At 67.2% G+C, this 18,761-nt stretch carries 10 protein-coding genes and 1 tRNA gene; 1 reads left to right on the top strand and 10 read right to left on the bottom strand.

Annotated features, from left to right (window positions below; genetic code table 11):
- Window positions 1-22: 22 nt before the first annotated feature.
- The 8 genes from FCU40_RS05615 to FCU40_RS05580 all read right to left on the bottom strand — a co-directional run bounded on the left by FCU40_RS05615 (window position 23) and on the right by FCU40_RS05580 (window position 14,659).
- Complete coding sequence (locus tag FCU40_RS05615) at window positions 23-1,486, bottom strand: efflux transporter outer membrane subunit (protein WP_168073495.1); 1,464 nt, start codon at window positions 1,484-1,486, stop codon at window positions 23-25.
- Window positions 1,486-4,674: an efflux RND transporter permease subunit gene (locus FCU40_RS05610; RefSeq protein WP_004619553.1), complete on the bottom strand. Its 3,189-nt coding sequence runs from the start codon at window positions 4,672-4,674 to the stop codon at window positions 1,486-1,488. Before FCU40_RS05610 ends, FCU40_RS05615 begins: the two co-directional genes overlap by 1 nt.
- Entirely contained in the window at window positions 4,671-7,796 is a 3,126-nt protein-coding gene (locus FCU40_RS05605; RefSeq protein WP_168073493.1) for a multidrug efflux RND transporter permease subunit, read from the bottom strand. Before FCU40_RS05605 ends, FCU40_RS05610 begins: the two co-directional genes overlap by 4 nt.
- A 15-nt stretch (window positions 7,797-7,811) precedes the next feature.
- Window positions 7,812-9,182 (bottom strand): efflux RND transporter periplasmic adaptor subunit, encoded by a 1,371-nt coding sequence (locus tag FCU40_RS05600; protein ID WP_168073491.1) that lies wholly within the window; start codon window positions 9,180-9,182, stop codon window positions 7,812-7,814.
- Between the two features lie 290 nt (window positions 9,183-9,472).
- Window positions 9,473-10,663: a Ca2+-dependent phosphoinositide-specific phospholipase C gene (locus FCU40_RS05595; RefSeq protein ID WP_004619558.1), complete on the bottom strand. Its 1,191-nt coding sequence runs from the start codon at window positions 10,661-10,663 to the stop codon at window positions 9,473-9,475.
- A gap of 63 nt (window positions 10,664-10,726) precedes the next feature.
- Complete coding sequence (locus FCU40_RS05590; protein WP_168073489.1) at window positions 10,727-12,997, bottom strand: TonB-dependent receptor; 2,271 nt, start codon at window positions 12,995-12,997, stop codon at window positions 10,727-10,729.
- A 115-nt stretch (window positions 12,998-13,112) separates the two neighbouring features.
- A complete protein-coding gene (locus FCU40_RS05585) occupies window positions 13,113-14,342 on the bottom strand; it encodes a TetR/AcrR family transcriptional regulator (RefSeq protein ID WP_168073487.1) in 1,230 nt (409 codons plus the stop codon).
- A gap of 241 nt (window positions 14,343-14,583) precedes the next feature.
- Window positions 14,584-14,659: transfer RNA gene (locus FCU40_RS05580), tRNA-Lys, on the bottom strand.
- 84 nt (window positions 14,660-14,743) lie between these two features.
- On the opposite strand from FCU40_RS05580, the gene FCU40_RS05575 reads away from it, so the two are divergent.
- Window positions 14,744-15,082 (top strand): Hpt domain-containing protein, encoded by a 339-nt coding sequence (locus tag FCU40_RS05575; protein WP_168073485.1) that lies wholly within the window; start codon window positions 14,744-14,746, stop codon window positions 15,080-15,082.
- 7 nt (window positions 15,083-15,089) lie between these two features.
- On the opposite strand, the gene FCU40_RS05570 is transcribed toward FCU40_RS05575, so the two are convergent.
- Together FCU40_RS05570 and FCU40_RS05565 are read right to left on the bottom strand one after the other, a co-directional pair.
- On the bottom strand, window positions 15,090-15,290 hold the full coding sequence (locus FCU40_RS05570; protein ID WP_004619564.1) for a hypothetical protein: 201 nt from the start codon (window positions 15,288-15,290) through the stop codon (window positions 15,090-15,092).
- 144 nt (window positions 15,291-15,434) lie between these two features.
- The gene (locus FCU40_RS05565) at window positions 15,435-18,539 is read right to left on the bottom strand and encodes a TonB-dependent receptor (RefSeq protein ID WP_168073483.1); all 3,105 of its coding nucleotides are present in this window, start codon (window positions 18,537-18,539) and stop codon (window positions 15,435-15,437) included.
- Window positions 18,540-18,761: the final 222 nt, after the last annotated feature.

Below are 18,761 nucleotides of genomic sequence, written 5' to 3'. Positions count from 1 at the left end.
GCGGGCGACGTCCAGCTTGCCGTTAGGTCTGCCGCCAGCCGCCGCCCAGCGATTGGATCAGCGCCACGGCCGTGGTCTGGCGCGCGACGGCGGTCTGGATCAGCGTGCGGCGCGCGGCGAAGGCCGTGGCCTGGGCCGCGACCACGTCGGTATAGGCCACCTGGCCGGCGCGGTACTGGTTCAGCAGCATCTGTTCGGTCTGATCGGCGGCCTGGGAGGCGGTCAGCTGGAAGGCGTACTGCCGCTCCAGCGCGCGGGCCGCCGCCAGCTGGTTCTCGACGTCCGAGAACGCCGAGAGCGCCGTCTGGCGGTAGTCGGCGGCGGCCGCGTCGTAGGCCGCTCGGGACTCGGCCACGCGCGCCCGGCGCGCGCCGGCGTCGAACAGGGTCTGGGCGACCGACAGGCCCAGCGACCAGGTATTGGCCGAGCTCTGGAAGAGGTCGCCCAGCCGGCTGCCGGTCGAGGATCCATTGGCGGTCAGGTCGAAGGTCGGGAAGAAGGCCGCGCGGGCCACGCCGATCTGGGCGTTGGCGGCGGCCGCGCGACGCTCGGCGCCCGCGACGTCGGGGCGGCGCTCCAGCAGGGTGGAGGGCACGCCGACCGGGATGTCCGGCACCACCGGCTTCCAGGCCGGATCGGCCGCCAGGTGGAAGCCGCTGGCCGGCTCGCCCACCAACACGGCGATGGCGTTCTCGTAGGTGGCGCGGGTCTGAGCCAGGCCCTCCAGCGTCGCCTGGGCGTTGGCCAGCTGGGTCTGGGCCTGCAGAACGTCCGACTTCGGAGCGATGGCGGCGTTGTAGCGGTTCTGGGTGATGGTCAGCGCGCGCTGATAGCCCTCGACCGTGGCCTTCACCAGAGCGATCTCGGTGTCGGCGCGGCGAAGCCCCAGATAGTTCGTGGCCAGCTCGCCCTGCGCCGACAGCTGGGCGGCCGCGAGGTCGGCGGCGCTGGCTTGCGCGCTGGCCGACGCGCCGTTGACCGTGGCGCGGACCCGGCCCCAGACGTCGGGCTCCCAGCTGGCGCCGATGCCGACCTGGTAACGCTGATCGCCGCCGCCGGTCGTCGTTCCGCCCGCGGTCGTTCCCCCGGCGCCGGTCGTTCCGCCGGTGAAGGAGCCGTTCCTGGCGCCGCCGCCGCCCGACTTGCTTCCCGAGCCGGTCAGGTTGACCGTCGGGAACAGGCTGGCGCGCTGCTCGCTGACCAGGGCGCGGGCTTGGCGATAGGCGGCCTCGGCCTTGGCGATGGTCTGGTTGTCGACCTTCACCCGCTCGGCGAGGGCGTTCAGGGTCGGATCGCCCAGCAGGGTCCACCAGTCGCCCCGGTCGATGTGATCGGACGGCGCCGCCGTCTTCCAGCCTTCCAGTGCCTTGTAGGCGACCGGGGCCGGGGCCTTGAGCTTCGGCGTCTCGTAGGTCGGCGTCATCGAGCAAGCGCCCAGGAGCACGATCAGGGAGGCCGAGCCGGCGAGGCGGAAGGAACTGGACATCAGGCGGGCTCCGGCGCGTGCGGATGGTGGGAGAGGTTGCGCTCGTCGCGGCGCTTTTTCCCCCGCAGTCGGTCGAGATAGATATAGACCACCGGGGTGGTGATCAGGGTCAGCAGTTGGCTGGCGATCAGGCCGCCGATGATGGCCACGCCCAGCGGGCGGCGCAGCTCGGCGCCTTCGCCAAAGCCAATCGCCAGAGGCAGGGCGCCCAGGGCGGCCGCCAGGGTGGTCATCAGGATCGGCCGGAAGCGCAGCAGGCTGGCCTCGCGAGCGGCCTCCTGAGCGGTCAGGCCTCGGCTGCGCTGGGCGTCCAGCGCGAAGTCGATGATCATGATGGCGTTCTTCTTGACGATCCCCAGCAGCAGGAAGACCCCGATCAGGGCGATGATCGAGAACTCCATCTTGAAGATCAGCAGGGCGATGACCGCGCCGACGCCGGCGGCGGGCAGGGTGGACAGCACCGTGATCGGGTGGATGTAGCTTTCGTAGAGAATGCCCAGCACGATGTAGATCGCCACGATCGCCGCCAGGATCAGCAGGGGTTGCTGGTTATTCTGATCGCCCGCCTGTTTGGCCTGGCCCTGGAAGCTGCCTCGGACATTGGTCGGCATTCCAATCTCGGCCTCGGCCTGCTGAATGGCGACGCGCGCGTCGGCCAGGGTCTTGCCCTCCGCCAGGTTGAACGAGACCGTCGTGGCCAGCTCGCCGTTCTGGTGGTTGACCGAGGTCGGGGTGGCGTTCTGCGAGACGCTGGCGATGGCGGGCAGCGGCGTCATGGCGGCGGCGGAGGTGTTGAGGGCCGAGCCTGTCGACGGATCGCGCAGGGCCGGGTTGACGCTGCGGGTCTTGGTCGTGGTCGTCGTCGTGGGCTTGGTGGGCACCCGAACGTCATTCAGGGCTTCGGGACCCTGGGCGAACTTCTGGTTCCATTCCAGGATCACGGCGTACTGGTTGACGTCCTGATAGATGGTCGCGACCTGTCGCTGGCCGAAGGCGTCATAGAGCGCGTTGTCGACCGCGCGGGGCGTGATCCCCACGCGCGAGGCGCTGTCGTGGTCGACCGTGACCAGGGTCTCGACCCCGTTCTCTTCCTGGTCGGAATCGACGTCGGTGAGCACATCGTCGTGGGCCTTCATCGCCTCCGCCAGCTTCGGCGCCCAGGTTTTCAGGGAGTCGCTGGAGTCGCTGGTCAGGGTGTACTGATAGGTCGAGTTGCTTTGCCGTCCGCCCATCCGCAGATCCTGGACGGGGTTGAGGAAGATGCTGAGGCCAGTGACGCGCTGCAGCTTTGGCCGCAGGCGGGCGATGACCTCCGAACCCTTCTCCTTGCGCTCGCCCATCGGCTTGAGCGTGACGAACATGAAGCCGCCGCCGGCGCGGCCGCCGCCGGTGAAGCCGACCACGGTCTCGACCGCGGGATCCTTGCGGATGATGTTCACGACCTGACGGAGCTTCTGCTGCATGGCCTGGGACGAGACGGACTGGTCGGCGCGCAGGCCGGCCTGGAGCTGGCCGGTGTCCTGCTGCGGGAAGAAGCCCTTCGGCACGGCGATATAGAGCCAGGCCGTCATGCCGATCACGGCGAACAACAGGCACAGAACCAGCGGCTTGGCGTCCAGGGCCCAGTCGAGGCTATGTTCGTAGGCCCGGTGCACGTGGTCGAACAGGCGCTCGAAGACGCGGGCGACGGGCCCCTCCTTCTCCTTCTTCTCCGGCCGCAGCAGATAGGCGCACATCATCGGCGTCGTGGTCAGCGAGATGACCAGCGAGATCAGCACGGCCGCCGACAGGGTGACGGCGAACTCGCGGAACAGGCGGCCCACCTGGCCGCCCATGAACAGCAGGGGAATGAACACCGCGACCAGCGAGATGCTGATCGAGAGCACCGTGAAGCCGACCTCGCGCGCGCCCAGCATGGCGGCCTGGAAGCGGTCCATCCCGCGCTCGATGTGGCGCGCGGTGTTCTCGAGCACGACGATGGCGTCGTCGACCACGAAGCCGGTGGCGACCGTGATGGCCATCAGGCTCAGATTGTTCAGCGAGAAGCCCAGCAGGTACATCACGCCGAACGTGCCCAGCAGCGACACGATAGTCGCCGCCGCCGGGATGAAGGTCGCCCGGGCGCTGCGCAGGAAGGCGCTGACCACCACGATCACCAGGATGATCGAGATCAGCAGCGTCACTTCGATCTCACGCAGCGAGGCGCGGATCGAGTTGGTGCGGTCGCTGGCCAGGGACACGGTGATGTCGCTTGGCAGCTGGGCGCGCAGCTCGGGCAGCACCGCTTTGACGCTGTCGACGGTCTGGATGACGTTGGCGCCGGGTTGGGCGGTCAGCAGGACGATGATGGCCGGCTTGCCGTTGAAGAGGCCCAGCGTGCGGGTGTCGGCGACGCTGTCGGTGACATCGGCGACGTCGGACAGCCGGATGCCCGCGCCGTTGCGCCAGGCGACGATCAGGCCGGCATAGTCGGCGGCCTTGCGGCCCGCTCCGGTGGTGTAGACCTGGTAGCGCTGGCCGCCGCCCTCGATCGCGCCCTTGGGGCGATTGGCGTTGGCGGACTGAATGGCCGCTCGGATGTCTTCCATGCTGACGCCGTATTGGTTCAGCAGGAACGGGTTGGCCGAGATCCGCACCGCCGGCAGGGAGCCGCCGCCGATCTCGACGTCGCCGACGCCGGTCACCTGGGACAGGCGCTGGGCGACGATGTTGGACACCGCGTCGTAGATCTGGCCCGGCGTCTTGGTGTCGGACGTCAGGGCCAGGATGACCACCGGCGCGTCCGATGGGTTCATCTTTCGATAGGTCGGGTTGCTGCGCAGCGTCGCCGGCAGATCGACGCGCGCGGCGTTGATCGCGGCCTGAACCTCGCGCGCCGCGCCATCGATCTTGCGGTTCAGGTCGAACTGCAGGGTGATTTGCGCCCGGCCCGTGGAGCTCTGCGAGGTCATCTCGTTGACGCCCGAGATCACCCCCAGGCGGCGCTCCAGCGGCGTGGCCACGCTGGAGGCCATGGTCTGCGGGCTGGCGCCGGACAGGTTCGCCTGCACCGAGATGGTCGGAAAATCCACCTGAGGCAGGGGCGCGACGGGCAGCACGAAGAAGGCCGCGATGCCCGCCATCGCGACGCCGATGGTCAGCAGGACCGTCGCGACGGGACGGCGGATGAACGGCGACGACAGGTTCACGACGGCGCCCCCGGGATCGGCTCCGGCTCGGCGCCCGGCGGGGGCTCTTCCGTCCGGCCCTTGCGGCCGCTGGGAAGCAGGCTGTCAAAGGCCAGATAGACGACCGGGGTCGTGAAGATGGTCAGAAGCTGGCTGACCATCAGGCCGCCGAAGATGGCCACGCCCAGCGGACGACGCAGCTCGGCGCCCTCGCCAAAGCCCAGCATCAGCGGGATGGCCGCGAACAGGGCCGCCAGGGTGGTCATCAGGATCGGACGGAACCGCAGGACGGCGGCCTGGAAGATCGCCTCGCGCGGCGACTTGCCCTCGTTGCGCTCGGCGTCGATGGCGAAGTCGATCATCATGATCGCGTTCTTCTTGACGATGCCGATCAGCAGTATGATGCCGATGATCCCGATCACGCCCAGGCCCGCGCCCGTGATCCACAGGAACAGCAGGGCGCCGACGCCGGCCGAGGGCAGGGTCGACAGGATGGTCAGCGGGTGGACATAGCTCTCATAGAGCACGCCCAGCACGATATAGACGCAGACCACCGCCGCCAGGATCAGCCACAGCTGGTTGGACAGCGAGTTCTCATAGGCTCCCGCGGCGCCCAGGAAGGTGTGGGTCACCGACGCGGGCATCTTGATGTCCTTCATCGCCTTGCGGATCTCGCTGACCGCGTGACCCAGCGAGACCCCCGGCGCGGTGTCGAAGCCGATCGTGGTGGCGGGGAACTGGGCGACGTGGGTCACCTGCAACGGCGCTTGGCGCGTGCTGATGGTCGAGAAGGCGTTCAGCGGCGCGGGCTGGCCGCTCCCGGTCTTTAGGTGCAGATCGCCCAGGTTGCTCGGATCGGTCAGAACGCCGGGCTTGGCCTCCAGGATCACGCGGTACTGGTTGGTCTCGGTGAAGATGGTCGAGACGATCCGCTGGCCGAACGCGCTGTACAGGGCGTCGTCGACGTCGGAGGCGGTGATCGACAGCCGCGCCGCGGAGTCGCGGTCGATGTCGACATACGCGGCCTGGCCAGTGGCGGAGGCGTCCGAATAGACGTTGCGGACGGCCTTGACCTTGTTCAGCTGGGCCACCAGCTTGCCGGCCCATTCCTTGATGGTCGGGGTGTCGGCGCCTTCCAGCGAGACGCGGTACTGGGTCGGGCCGGTCTCGGCGTCGATGGTCAGGTCCTGGGTGGGCTGCAGGTACAGGGTGACGCCCGGCACATGGGCGACCCGATCACGCAGCCGCTGCATGATCTTTTCCTGCGAGCCGGAGCGGTCGGCTTTCAGGTTGATCTGCATCTGGCCGGTGTGGAGCATGGCGTTGTTGGCGCCGTCGACGCCGATGAATGACGCGACGCTCTCGACCGCCGGATCGTCCAGGATCGCCTCGGCCGCCTGTTGCTGCAGGGCCGACATGCGGTCGTAGGAGACCGACTGGCTCATCTCGGTCCGGGCCAACAGCTGCCCGGTGTCCTGGGTCGGGAACAGGCCCTTGGGGATGACGATGTAGAGCAGGGCCGTCAGGGCCAGGGTGGCGATCGCCACCAGCAGGGTGGCGCGTTGATGCTCCAGCACCCAGGCCAGGGCCTTCTCGTAGCGGCCTTCGACGCGCTCGAAGAGGTCTAGCGCCTTCTTGCTGACGCCCTTGGGCTCCTGCTCCGGATGCGAGCGCAGCCAGCGGGCCGACAGCATCGGAGTCAGGGTCAGCGAGACCACGGCCGAGATCAGGATGGTGATGGCCAGGCTGATGGCGAACTCGCGGAACAGCCGGCCGACCACGTCGCCCATGAACAGCAGCGGGATCAGCACCGCGATCAGCGAGATGGTCAGCGAGATGATCGTGAAGCCGATCTCCTTGGCGCCCTTCAGCGCCGCCTCCATCGGCTTTTCGCCGCGCTCCAGATGGCGGGTGATGTTCTCGATCATCACGATGGCGTCGTCGACCACGAAGCCGGTGGCGATGGTCAGGGCCATCAGGCTGAGGTTGTTGAGGCTGAAGCCCAGCAGGTACATGACCCCGCACGAACCGATCAGCGAGATCGGCACGGCCAGGCTGGCGATCACCGTGGCCCGCAGGCTGTGCAGGAAGAAGAAGATCACCAGCACCACCAGCGCCACGGCCAGCAGCAGCTCCATCTCGACGTGGTGGACCGACGCGCGGATGCCGGTGGTGCGGTCGGCCAGCACGCGAACATCGAGCGTGGCCGGCAGGCCGGCTTGAAGCTCGGGCAGCTTGGCCTTGATGGCGTCCACCGTCTTGATGACGTTGGCGCCGGGCTGGCGCTGGACGTTGACGATGATGGCCGGCGTCTTGTCGGCCCAGGCGCCCAGGCGGGTGTTCTCCGCGCTGGAGATGACCTGGGCCACGTCGGAAAGACGCACCGGAGCGCCGTTCTTGTAGGTGACGATCAGGTTCTTGTAGTCGTCGACGCTGAGCAGCTGGTCGTTGGCGTTGATCGTGTAGGCGCGGGTCGGGCCGTCGAAGCTGCCCTTGGCGCTGTTGGCGTTGGCGGCGCTGATCGCCGTCTGAACGTCGGACAGGGCCAGCCCATAGCTGGACAGGGCCTGGGTGTCGGCCTGGATCCGCATGGCCGGCCGCTGGCCGCCCGACAGGGTGACGAGACCGACGCCGGAGACCTGGCTGATCTTCTGGGCCAGGCGGGTGTTCACGAGGTTCTGCACCTCGGTCAGCGGCAGGGTGTCCGAAGTCACCGCCAGGGTCAGCACCGGCGCGTCGGCCGGATTGACCTTGGCGTAGACTGGCGGCGCGGGCAGGTCGGCGGGCAGCAGCGAGCCGCTGGCGTTGATGGCGGCCTGCACCTCCTGTTCGGCGACATCCAGAGACTCGCCGAGATTGAACTGCAGCGTGATCACCGACGCGCCGGCCGTGCTGACCGAGCTCATCCGGGCCAGGCCCGCCATCTCGCCCAGCTGGCGCTCCAGCGGGGCGGTGACGGTCTGGCTCATCACCTCGGGGCTGGCGCCCGGATAGAGGGTCTGGACCTGGATCGTGGGGTAGTCGACCTGCGGCAGGGCCGACAGCGGCAGCAGCCGGAAGCCGACCAGGCCCGCCAGGACGATGGCGACCATGAACAGGGCCGTGGCGACCGGCCGCTCGATAAAGGGGCGCGAGGGGTTCATCGCTGCGGGGTCCGCTTAGCCCTGGGGCTGCGGCTGGCGGTGGCGACGGTTCTCACCGCCGCCCTGGCCTTGGCCGTCGGCCTGTCCCTGACCGCCCTGTCCCTGAGCACCCTGACCGTGGCCTTGGCCGTGCTGGCGATGTCCGCCCTTGCCGCCGCCCTTGCCGCCCCACTGGCCGGGACCTTGGGGCTTGTCGCCTGGCAGTTGGACGCGGCTTCCATCGCGCAGGCGGTCGCCGCCCTCGGTGATGACCTTGTCGCCGACCTTCAGGCCGTCGGTGATCTGCACCTGAACGCCGGTGGCCTGGCCGGTCTTGACCGGGGTCTTGGAGACGGTGTGGTCGTCGTTCAGCAGCCACACGAAGGGGCCGTTCGCGCTCTGGCGCACGGCCGTGGCCGGCACGACGATCGCGCCCTTGATAGTGTCCAGCGTCATGCGGACATTGACGAATTGGCTCGGGAACAGGGCGCCGCTGGCGTTCGGGAAGCGGGCCTTGGCCTTGACCGTGCCGGTGCCGGCGTCGACCACGTTGTCCAGGGTCGAGAAGGCGCCGGTGTCCAGGGTCTGGGTGCGGGTGCGGTCGAGCGCGGCCACGGGCACGTTGGCGCGGCCCTGGCGAGCGGCGATGCGCGGCACGTCGTCCTGCGGGACCGTGAACTCCACATCGATCGGCGAGAGGGTGGTGACGACCGCCACGCCGTTCGTGTCACCCGCGCCGATATAGTTGCCGACATCGGTGACCCGCAGGCCCACGCGACCGGCGACCGGGGCGACGATGCGGGTGTAGCCGAGATTGATCTGGGCCGTGCCGACGGCGGCGCGGTCGGTCATGACCGTACCTTCCAGCTGCTTGACCGTCGCGGCCTGGGTGTCGACCTCCTGGCGGGCGATCGAGTCCTGGCTCAGCAGGGTCTGGTAGCGCGACAGGGTCAGCTTGGCGCTGGCCAGCTGGGCCTCGTCCCGAGTCAGGTTCCCCTGCGCTTGCAGCAGGGCCATCTTGAACGGGCGGGGATCGATTTGCACCAAGGGCTGGCCGCGCTTGACGATCTGGCCTTCGCGGAACAGCACCTCGGTGATCACGCCGGAGACCTGCGGACGCACCGTGACGGTCGCGGCCGGCTTCACCGCGCCCAGGGCGTCGATGATGATGGGCAGGTCCGTGCTGGTCGCGGCGGCCACCGCCACCGTGCTCGCCGGACCGCCGCGACGACCGCCGCCGAAGCCACCCGGGCCTCCCGGGCCGCCGCTATCCTTGGCGTTATGCAGCAGAACCCAGGACAGACCGCCGACGCCGGCCAGGACGGCGACGGCGATGACACCGCCGATAATCCGCGTCCGGCGGCGCGGCGAGGTGCGCGAGGCGGGGGGCGTGGAGTCGATCATCATCAGCCTTCGGTCCGGCCGCGACGCGCGCGGCGTGTTCGTTCGGGACGGCGACTCGCCAACCCAGGGTCGCTGTCGTCGGAGGACAGCCAGCGAGCCGTAAGAGTCGAACATGTGCGCCGGTTTTCAGTGCTGAAATGATCTAGCCTCGATATGGCTCCGCTTCGATAGGGGAAAGTGTCGGACTCGCGGCGGAAAGGCGCGTGGCCAAGGTTCCGGGACGCCGAAGAACGCCAAAAGCCCGACGTCGCGATCCGACGCCGGGCTTGGGCTTGAAGCCGCTGGTTGCGGGGCTATCGCGCGCCCAGCACGGGATTGCGCCGCGCGACGCCGCCGCCCGGCAGTTTCACCACATACGGCGTGCCATAGGCGTTGCCCGGATGTTCGAAGTCGGTCGACACCACCTGGGCGCCGCTGGCGAAGGCGGCGTTGGCGCGGGTCATGTCGTTGATCTTGGCTTCGTAGGTCTCGATGTCCGAGCGCGTGCGCACGATATAGCCCTGGCGGACGTAGGTCTTGATGTCGTCCGCGCGCACCAGGGCGTTGTCGAACATCAGGAAGGCGGCGTGGTCCTGGCCGGGCTCGGCGCGCACGAACGCCATGCGCCCCTTCAGCGACGGGTGGCCTTCCAGATAGCCTCGCGTGGCGGCTTCGCCGGTGGCGGTGATCATCAGGATCACGATCTTGCCGCGCGCCGATTTCAGCGTCGGCCAGGCGCCGGCCCGGATCGCTTCGTTCAGCGTCGCGTGCGCGCCGCGCACGTCGTCTGGCGTGATCAGGCGCTCGCGTCCCAGCACCGAGACGATCTCCTGGTCCAGGTCGTCGAACAGCGCCGGGGTGAACGGCACAGTGTGGGTCGGGTTGGGGAAGATCGGAATGTCCGAGACCTTGGCCTCGACGACCAGGAACAGAGGAATGTGGCCGGGGTGGGCGTCGGACCATTCGCGCACCTGGGTCAGGCACAGCTTGAACGTCGGGCAGTGGCTGCGGAAGTCGATGTCCGGCATGTGCAGCACCTTGTAGCCGGGCGCGTCCAGGCCCGTCTTGTCGAAGGGCAGCAGATCGGTCACGCCCTTCTCGCGCAGCACGCGATAGCCGGCGGGGTCGAGGAAGTTGCCGCCCTTGGGATCGGGATTGACGTCGATCTCCAGGCTGCGCATCCCCTCGTCGAGCTGCGTCTTCAGGTCCGGATGCTCATAGCTGAGCCCTTCGCTCATCTTGACGTCGTTGGGGTGCTCTTCCTTGAACAGCGCCGCCATCGAAGCCGGCATACGGGTCCCGATGTCGCTCATCATGCGGCCGAGGATCGGGTCGACGATGGCCAGCAGCCGCTTGTCGACCGGCATGGCGTAGCTGTTGTGGGTGCCCAGCACCTGGATCTCGTTCAGCTTGAGATCGGGCGAAAGGGCGGGGCTCTCCTGGGCCATCACCGGCGTGGCGGTGGCGAGGAGCGCGGCGCAGAGGCGCGCGGAGAAGCGGGGCATGGGGAACCTTCGGAAAGAAAAAGGCCGCCCGGATCGCTCCGGGCGGTCTGAAGTCGAGGGGATCTAGTAGGCGTACTTGGCGAACACGCCGACGGTCCGGTAGGCGTCGCGGGCCGTGTAGTGCAGCAGGCCCAGCGCGCCGTATTGCTGGTAGCCGGTCGAGTAATACTTGTTGAACAGATTGCGGCCGTAGAGGCCGAACTCGATCTGGCTGTTCTCCGGCGACAGGCTGATCCGCCCGTTGGCCAGGCCGTAGGCCGGGACCTCCGAATAGGCGGGCTGACCAACCACGGTCCAGCTCTTGCTGCGATAGGCGTAGTCGAGATTGGCCCTGACGCGCATCGTCCCGACGGTGCGTTCGTACTCGGCGCCCAGATGGGCGGACAGGCGCGGCGCGTTGGTCAGGCGCGTGCCGGTGTAGTTGGTGGTGGCGTTGTAGACATAGTCGGTGAAGTGGGCGTCGGCATAGGTCACCGCGCCGGTCAGGCTGAGCGCCTCGTTGACCCGCCAGGCGACGTTGGCTTCCGCGCCCGAGCTTTTCAGGCCGCCAGCGTTGCCGATCACCAGCTGCTGCAGGACGTTGCCCGGGATGTTGGTCAGGATCGTCGCCTGGAAGTCGGTGAACTCGGAGTTGAAGACGTCGACGTTCAGGCGCACGCGGCGATCGAACAGCTCGGATTTGACGCCCGCTTCCAGGCTCTTGACGGTCTCGTCGGCGAACGGCGCGTACTTGTTGCCGACGAAGGCCACGCCGCCGGGCTTGTAGCCGGTGGAGTAGGTCGCATAGGCCATGGCGTGGTCGGAAAGCTGATACTGGCCCGCGATCCGGTACGAGAAATTGTGGTCCTTGACCCGGCCGCGGTTCTGATAGGGCTGGGCGCTGGTCGCGGTGAAGGTCGCGTTGACCCCGGTGATCGGGCGCGGATCGATCCACACGTAGTTCAGGGACTGGCCGTTGTGGTCGCTGGTGTAGCGGCCGCTGATCGCCAGGCTGGCCTTGGGCGTCAGGTTGAACTTGAGCTGTCCGAACACGGCGCCTGTGGTGTTCTGGGCTTTGAACAGCGAGGCGTTGCCCGCCGCGCCGATCGCGCCGGTCAGGGCGTAGAAGTTGGTCAGCCTGACGCCGGTCGGCGAGACGATCGGGGCGCCCAGGGTGGCCCATTGCAGCTGGGTCTGCTCGGCCAGCAGCCGATTGTAGAACAGCCCGGCCAGATATTCGACAAAGCCGCCGGTCGGCGAGGCCCAGCGCAGCTCCTGGCTGACCTTGGAGGTGTTCAGCCGGCCGCTGTTATAGGGGATGTAGGCGAACTGGGTCGCCGGCACGAGGTCGGCCGGGGTGTCGTTGTCGTAGGTCGTCTTACGATAGGCGGTGATCGAGGTCAGGGTGTCGCGCCCGACCTGATACTGGACCCGCAGCGAGTCCCCTTGGGTCTTCGTGCGGATCATGCCCATCGACGAGTCGGCGTCGTCGCCGTTCTCCGGGCCTTGGGTCACGCCATTTGCGATCTGCAGCGCGTTGACGGCCGGCGAGGCGACCGCGACGGCGGTGCGGATGCTGTTGTCCCAGTGATACTCGTCGTCGTGAGTATAGATCGCCTCCAGGCCCTCGAACGGCTTGAACAGCAGCTTGGCCCGGTAGCCATGCTCCTTGAAGGTGTTCAGGTTCTGATTGAGCGTCGTATAGCGCCCGTGACCTTCCTGGCCTTGGGTGAAGGCCGCGACCCGCAGGGCGAACTTGTCGCCCAAGGGCGCGTTGACGATCAGGTTGGCGTTGCGGTCCTCGCGCTCGCCATAGCTGGCGCTGGCCTTGACGGCCCACTGGCTCAAGACCGGCTTGGCCGTGGCGATCGAGATCACGCCCGAGGTGGCGTTCTTGCCGAACAGCGTGCCCTGCGGCCCCATCAGCACATCGACCTGCTGGATGTCAGAAAGGCCGGTCATGCCGTTGTCGCGCTGACCGTCCATGACCACGTCGTCGACGACCAGGCTGACGGACTTTTCGTTCGAGAAGTCGAACGAGGTGCTGCCCACGCCGCGGATCTGGAAGGCCGCGCCATTGGTTGGATCGAACTGCACCCCCGGGACCACGTACTGAAGGTCGGTGACCGCCTGGAAGTTGGACGCCTCCAGCGCCTTGCCGCTGACCGAGGTTATGGCGACCGGCACCTGCTGCAGGTTCTCGCTGCGCCGCTGGGCGGTGACCACGACGGCCTCCAGCTCGACGCCCTGCGTCGCCGCGGCTGGCGCGGCCTCGGCATACGCTTGTGCGAATGGCGCGAGGCTGGCGCTCGCCAGCAAGGAAAGCCCGAAACGAAGGTTGTGCGTCGAAATCATTGCGGTGCGTCCCCGAACCATTGAATGGTTGGGGCGATTAGCACCCGTCCATGACGCGCTTGCGACAGTTGTGCGAAAAGCGTCGGCCGATTGTGGGCGGCCTTCTTGGTGCGGATTATACAGTTGTGCGATATTCGCGCGGAGGTTTCGGACCTGCCGCCAGGGCGGCCGTCCGCATCCGGCCGATCAGTTCGAAGTCCGCTCCGGCGCCGCCGACCTCGCCCGCTGTCAGCATCAGTTGCCCGATGCTGGTGATCGACATCACCTGGGCGCTCAGCAGGTCGAAGGGCGTGGCGCCGCCGCCCTCGCGCTTCAGATAGACATAAAGGTTCTCGCCGCGCCGTCGGCGCATGTCGGCGGCGATGCCCCTGAGGCTGGCGTTCCGCGTGGCGGCCAGGGCGACGGCGAAGGTCGCGCGGGCGATCTCTTCGCGGCTGCGGTTGGGCTCGGACGTCGAGACTGGAGAGGCTGGGCGGTCCACATGGCCCTGAAGCCTGATGATGACGTCGTCCAGGCCCGATCGCAGCAGGTCATCCTGGCGCGGGAAGTGATAGGCCAGGGTCGAGCTGGCGACGCCAGCGCGCTTGGCGACGGCTCGGTGGGTCACCGCGTCGGCGCCCTCGTCGATGATCAGCGCCGAGATGTGCCCGGCGATCCGAGCCTGCCATTCGCTCATCGGCGCGGCTTGATAGCGCCCGTCCGGCGTCATCAGCAGATCGCCCAGGGCCGCGTGGAAGACGGTGAACAGTTCGCCGTCGGTGTCGCCCTCGGCGGCGACCAGGCCGCCGCAAAGCCGCTTCAGGCCCAGGCGTCGAAGCCAGCGGTAGGCCGCCTGGTCGCCGAGGGCGAGTCCATGGACAACCTCGTCGGCGCTATAAGCATGAAGGGTTTCGGCCAGGTCGGGGCGCTCAAGGCGCTCGGTCGCCGCGCGCCAGAACGCCAGGCGCTGGGCGCGCCAAAGGCCAAGCGGCGCCGCGATCTCCGGGCGCGACGCCGCGCCTTGCAACAGCTCGCAGTAGAATTGGCCGCGAATGGCGTGTCCGCGCGCCATGTCGTCCAGGATCGAGTCGGCGAACTCCGCCATGATCGCGGGGGTCATTGACCTCACGGCGCGTATCCGCGCGAGCCAGAGATCCAGAAAGGCGCTGTCCTCTTCGCGCGCCGCGTCGATGATCGCGGCGACCAGATCGTCCTTGCGGCCAAATTTGTAGGACAGGATCGAGACCGTCGTGCCCAGCCGTTCCGCCAGGGGGCGCAAGGTCAGGGCGCTCAGGCCATCGGCTGAAACCAACGCCATCGCCGCGCGCAGAACCTGAAGGATGTCGGCTTCCAGTCGCGCGGTCATCGCGGATCCATGTGGTTGAGGGATCGCGTATACTGACGACCACGCGACGCCCACAAGTCCCCGCCTGGGCGCTCCGGCTCGTGGGACTCGGCGCGACGGCCCGGACGAAAGCTCCGTATCCGAACCATCTCGCGCGCGTTCGGAGCCGACGTTTCCCGCCGATCTAGCGCGTTTTCACGCGCGCCCGCCACGACCGGAGCCCCGGAGGGCTGATCGCTAGATCATTGAAAAAAGCGGAGAATGGTGGGTGTACAAGGATTCGAACCTTGGACCCGCTGATTAAGAGTCAGCTGCTCTACCAACTGAGCTATACACCCATTCGCGTTTCCGAAGCACTTGCGAGCCCCGGCGGCGAGGCGCGGAACATACGCAATGATTTTGGGAGCGCAAGAGCTTTTTTCATGGCGAGACGAGATATCAGCGGGGCCGTGGATTTTGGCTATCTGGAAGGGTTCGCGGCTGGGGATTCAGCCCTGGTCGACGAGGTGCTGGCGCTGTTCCGCGAACAGGCCGCGCTGTGGGCCCCGATGCTGGATCCGAGCCATCCCGGCTGGAGGGACGCCGTGCACACGGTCAAGGGCGCCGCGCGGGGCGTCGGGGCCTTCGCTTTGGGAGAGGTCTGCGAACGCTGCGAGGCCGGCGAGGAGGGGCTGGAGACGGTCAGGACGGCCCTGGACGCCGCGCTGATGGATATCGCCGCCTACACCCACGAGCAGGCCCTGAGGTCGCTGAAGGGATAGGCTGGCGTCAGGCCGAGATGTCGACCAGCGCGCCGGCCAGATCGCTGGTGGCCTGGCCGAGCGCCGCGCCTGCGGCCGCGGCCATCTTCTGGTTGGTCTGGGCCGCCGCCAGCGCGGTCAGGTCGGCGATTTTGGCCGAAGCATCGCTCGCGGCGCCGGCCGGCGCCGGGACATAGCGGGTCACTGGACTGGCGGCGGAGAGCTGCACGGCGGCGTCCTTTGGGGGCTGCCCGCACTCTGGCCGCCCGGCCTTAAGTGTGTCTGATCAAACAAGGTTAAGGCCGCTGCCCGGAAAAAGAAGGGCCGAAGCGCTTGCTCCGGCCCTTGGCAGGGGAGGTCGGTATGTTGGGGTCTAGAAGGTGGCGCGCATCGTGACCTGGTAGGTCCGGCCGTCATAGTCGATGCGGCGCGGCAGCATGGGGTCGTTCTCGTATTCGGACCGGGTGGCGTCGGTCAGGTTGAACGCGTCGACCGAGACCGTCAGGCTTTCGGTGATCTTGTATGAGGCCGAGGCGTCCAACTGGCTGCGCGCCTTGACGGTGCGGGCGTCGCCGACGAACGAGTTTCCGGCGGCCAGGTCGTACTTGTCGCGCCAGTTATAGACCAGGCGGACACCGCCCCATTTGGCCTCGTAGTAGCCGATGAGGTTGATGTTGTTCTTGGACACGCTGGGCAGGGTGATGGCGTTACCCGCCGTGTCCTTGCCCTCGATCTTCGTATACGAATAGTTGAACGCGCCGCCGAAATTCTTCCAGAAGCCCGGCAGGAAGTCGAAGTTCTGCTGAACGTTGAACTCGACGCCGGTCACGGTCATCGGCGATTGGTTGGTCTTGCCGCTGACATTGACCTGAGCGTTCTTAAGCACGCCGCCCGCGCCGATGAACTGCTTGGAGCTGACGCACTTCGGCGTGCCGCCCGAATTGTCGATGGTCAGCGTGCCCAGGTCGACATCGATGCCGGGAAGCTTGCCGTTGGCGGGGCAGAGCGCCGACTGATCGGTGATCGGGCCGATATAGCCGTCGATCTTCTTGCGATAGGCGGCCAGCGAGATCATCCCGCCGGGACGATTGTACCATTCCAGCGACAGATCGTAGGAGTCGGCGGTGTAGGGCTTGAGATTGGTGGCGCCCAGCGTGACCGTATAGACCGGATCGGTCGGCGGGTTCACGTCGGTCGGCACCTGCACGAAGCTGGTCGGGGCGTTGTCGCGCGGCTGCGGACGAACATAGGTGCGGTAGGCGGCGGCGCGCAGAACCAGGTCGTCGCGCAGGTCGGCCACGACGATCGCCGACGGCAGCCAGTAGTGGTAGTCGTTCTTGGTCGTCGCGGTGCTCAGCGCGTGGTTGATCGGGCCGGCGATGGCGGCGAGCGTGCTGGCGCAGTTCACGCAGTTCAGAGCGACGATCTTGTTCTTGGTCGACTCGTAGCGCGCGCCGACGCTGCCGCGGACCGGGATCGACAGCAGATCGGTCTTGAACTTCGCCGAGCCGTACAGCGACAGCACGTCGTTCTGATTGCTGAAGTTGTTGTTCCAGTAGTTGCCGTCCGTGTAGTTGTTGACCACGCCGTAAGGGGTCAGGAACACGCCCGGCGCGCCGAGCAGGAACTGGTCGGGCAGGCCGTTCGGATTGGTCGTCGTCCGCAGGTTGGTGTTGACCGGCGTGATGGCCTTCAGGATCCGGTTGATGTCGACGTTCATCCAGTTGGACGTCGCGCCGGCGGCCTGACCGCCGAAGAAGTCCCGGGCGTAGCCCAGCGGCATGGCCATGTCCGGCGTGATGTTCTGGGTCTGGGCGCCCAGCGCGGTGTTTCGCGAACCGGTCGAGGTGTATTTATTGTGCTCCGCGCGGGCGCCGATCTGCACCGAGGTGATGAACGCGGTGTTGATCGAGCGCTCCAAGTCGAATTGGGCCGCGTTCAGCACGTTGTCGGCGTTGCCGCTCGTGCCGGTGACGCCGAACTTGTCGCCGGCGACGGTGGCAGCCTGGCCCGGCATCACCGCGCCGGCCTGGGTGGCGGCGGTCGCCGTGGACGGGATCACGAAGCCGCCGGTCGGCAGGTGGGTGGCGTGCGGGGTGTTCAGAACGGCGGTGTAGTTCGACAGATCCGTGCCGTTCAGGGCCACCGAGGTGGTGATGCCGTTGAGCCCGGCCGGACCGAGGTTCCGGTAGGGATTTTCGACGATGTCCAGTTCGATCTGGTTGGCTTGGGCCTTGGCCTTGGACACCGTGAAGTTGGCCGTGGCCTTCCAGGCGTCGTTCTTGAACTCGATCGTCGGGTTGATGGCCCAGGTCTGGTTGTCGGCCGGTTCGGAGCGGACCGAGTCGAACGTATTGATGTTCTCGGCCGAGAAGCTGTTGACGTAGGCGCGGTCGCCGTTCGGGGTATGCACGATATAGGGCGTGCCGACCTTGGTGATATGCGCGACGGCCGAGGTCGCGGTCAGAGCCGTGTTGGTCCCATTGCCCGGCCCGGCGTCGATATAAAGAATGTTGTTGGTGGCGTCCTTCAGGTTCCGCTTGGTGAGGAACCCATTGGCGCCGACTTTCCAGTTGTCGTTGATCCGCCATTCGAAGCCGGTCGCGGCTGATACGGTGGTCCCGCGGTTGTATTTCACCAGCTGCCGGGTCTGGCTGGGATAGTAGACGCCGCCCGGATACTGGGCGACCAGCGCGTCATAGTCGGGGTTCTGGCCAGGGACTTTCTGGTTGCCTAGCTGAATCGAGCCCAGCTTGTTGCCCCAGGAGTTCACGGTGATGGAATCGCGGCGGAACTTCTCGTCCTTCCAGCCGACGACGCCGAACACCGCGAAGTCGTCGGTGATGTGCTTGTTATAGCCCATCGAGGCCAGCGGGCTGCCCAGCTTGCCGAGGTCGTCATACTCATAGGAGGCCTTGGCGAAGCCGCCGTCCTTGCGCTGCAGGGCCGGGGCGATGCGCAGGTCGATATTGCCCGAGAGCCCGCCGGCCAGATCGTTGGACATCGGCGACTTGATGACGTTGATCGACGTGAAGATGTCCGAGTTGAAGGCGCCGAGCGGGGTCGAGCCGTTCAGGATGGGGTCGGCGAACGCACCGCCGTTCAGCGTCGTGCGCGCGAACGAGCCCGGCAGGCCGCGCAGGCTGATCGTGGCGTTGCGGCTGTCGGCCTCGCGATTGATCTGGATGCCCGGGATGCGCTGGATGGCTTCGCCGACGTTCAGGTCGGGAAAGCGGCCCAGGCCGTCGGACGAGATGCCGTCCGAGATTTCCAGGGTCTCGCGCTTGGTCGAGATGGCGTTGGCGTAGGCTTGGCGGAAACCGGTTACCACCACGGCGTCGACCGTGGAGGGTTCGGCCTTTTGCTCGGCGCCGGTCGGCGCCGTCGTCTGGGCCTGGGCGGATGCGCCCAGCGACAGGGCCGCGCAGGACGCCATCAGCGCCGTGCGAAGAGCGAAACGGTTGCGTGCATGGTTCATCGGAATCCTCCCCCGGCGCACTGACTTGGCGCCCTTGAGAGGATTTATCCGACCGGTTAGGGCGGTTGTCAAGAAATTGGTAATGCCAGTTTTCACCGCGTGGCGACCACCTGGTAAGGCCATCTTGGGCTCACATTGGCGATCATCCAGTCTGCCGCGCTCTCAAAGGCCATCGGCTGGCCTATTGGGGGCGAAATAGGTGGTCATGACGGGCTAGGCGCG

The sequence above is a fragment of the Caulobacter sp. SSI4214 genome (assembly GCF_012184455.1).
Taxonomy (GTDB): Bacteria; Pseudomonadota; Alphaproteobacteria; order Caulobacterales; family Caulobacteraceae; genus Caulobacter; species Caulobacter vibrioides_E.
This window is presented reverse-complemented; position numbering and strand designations above follow the sequence as displayed.

Excerpts from the sequence above, each read along its gene's own strand:
- FCU40_RS05605 (WP_168073493.1), bottom strand. The coding sequence starts at position 7,796 with ATGAACCCCTCGCGCCCCTTTATCGAGCGGCCGGTCGCCACGGCCCTG.
- FCU40_RS05595 (WP_004619558.1), bottom strand. The coding sequence starts at position 10,663 with ATGCCCCGCTTCTCCGCGCGCCTCTGCGCCGCGCTCCTCGCCACCGCC.
- FCU40_RS05575 (WP_168073485.1), top strand. The coding sequence starts at position 14,744 with ATGGCGAGACGAGATATCAGCGGGGCCGTGGATTTTGGCTATCTGGAA.
- FCU40_RS05565 (WP_168073483.1), bottom strand. The coding sequence starts at position 18,539 with ATGAACCATGCACGCAACCGTTTCGCTCTTCGCACGGCGCTGATGGCG.
- FCU40_RS05600 (WP_168073491.1), bottom strand. The coding sequence starts at position 9,182 with ATGATGATCGACTCCACGCCCCCCGCCTCGCGCACCTCGCCGCGCCGC.
- FCU40_RS05615 (WP_168073495.1), bottom strand. The coding sequence starts at position 1,486 with ATGTCCAGTTCCTTCCGCCTCGCCGGCTCGGCCTCCCTGATCGTGCTC.
- FCU40_RS05585 (WP_168073487.1), bottom strand. The coding sequence starts at position 14,342 with ATGACCGCGCGACTGGAAGCCGACATCCTTCAGGTTCTGCGCGCGGCG.
- FCU40_RS05590 (WP_168073489.1), bottom strand. The coding sequence starts at position 12,997 with ATGATTTCGACGCACAACCTTCGTTTCGGGCTTTCCTTGCTGGCGAGC.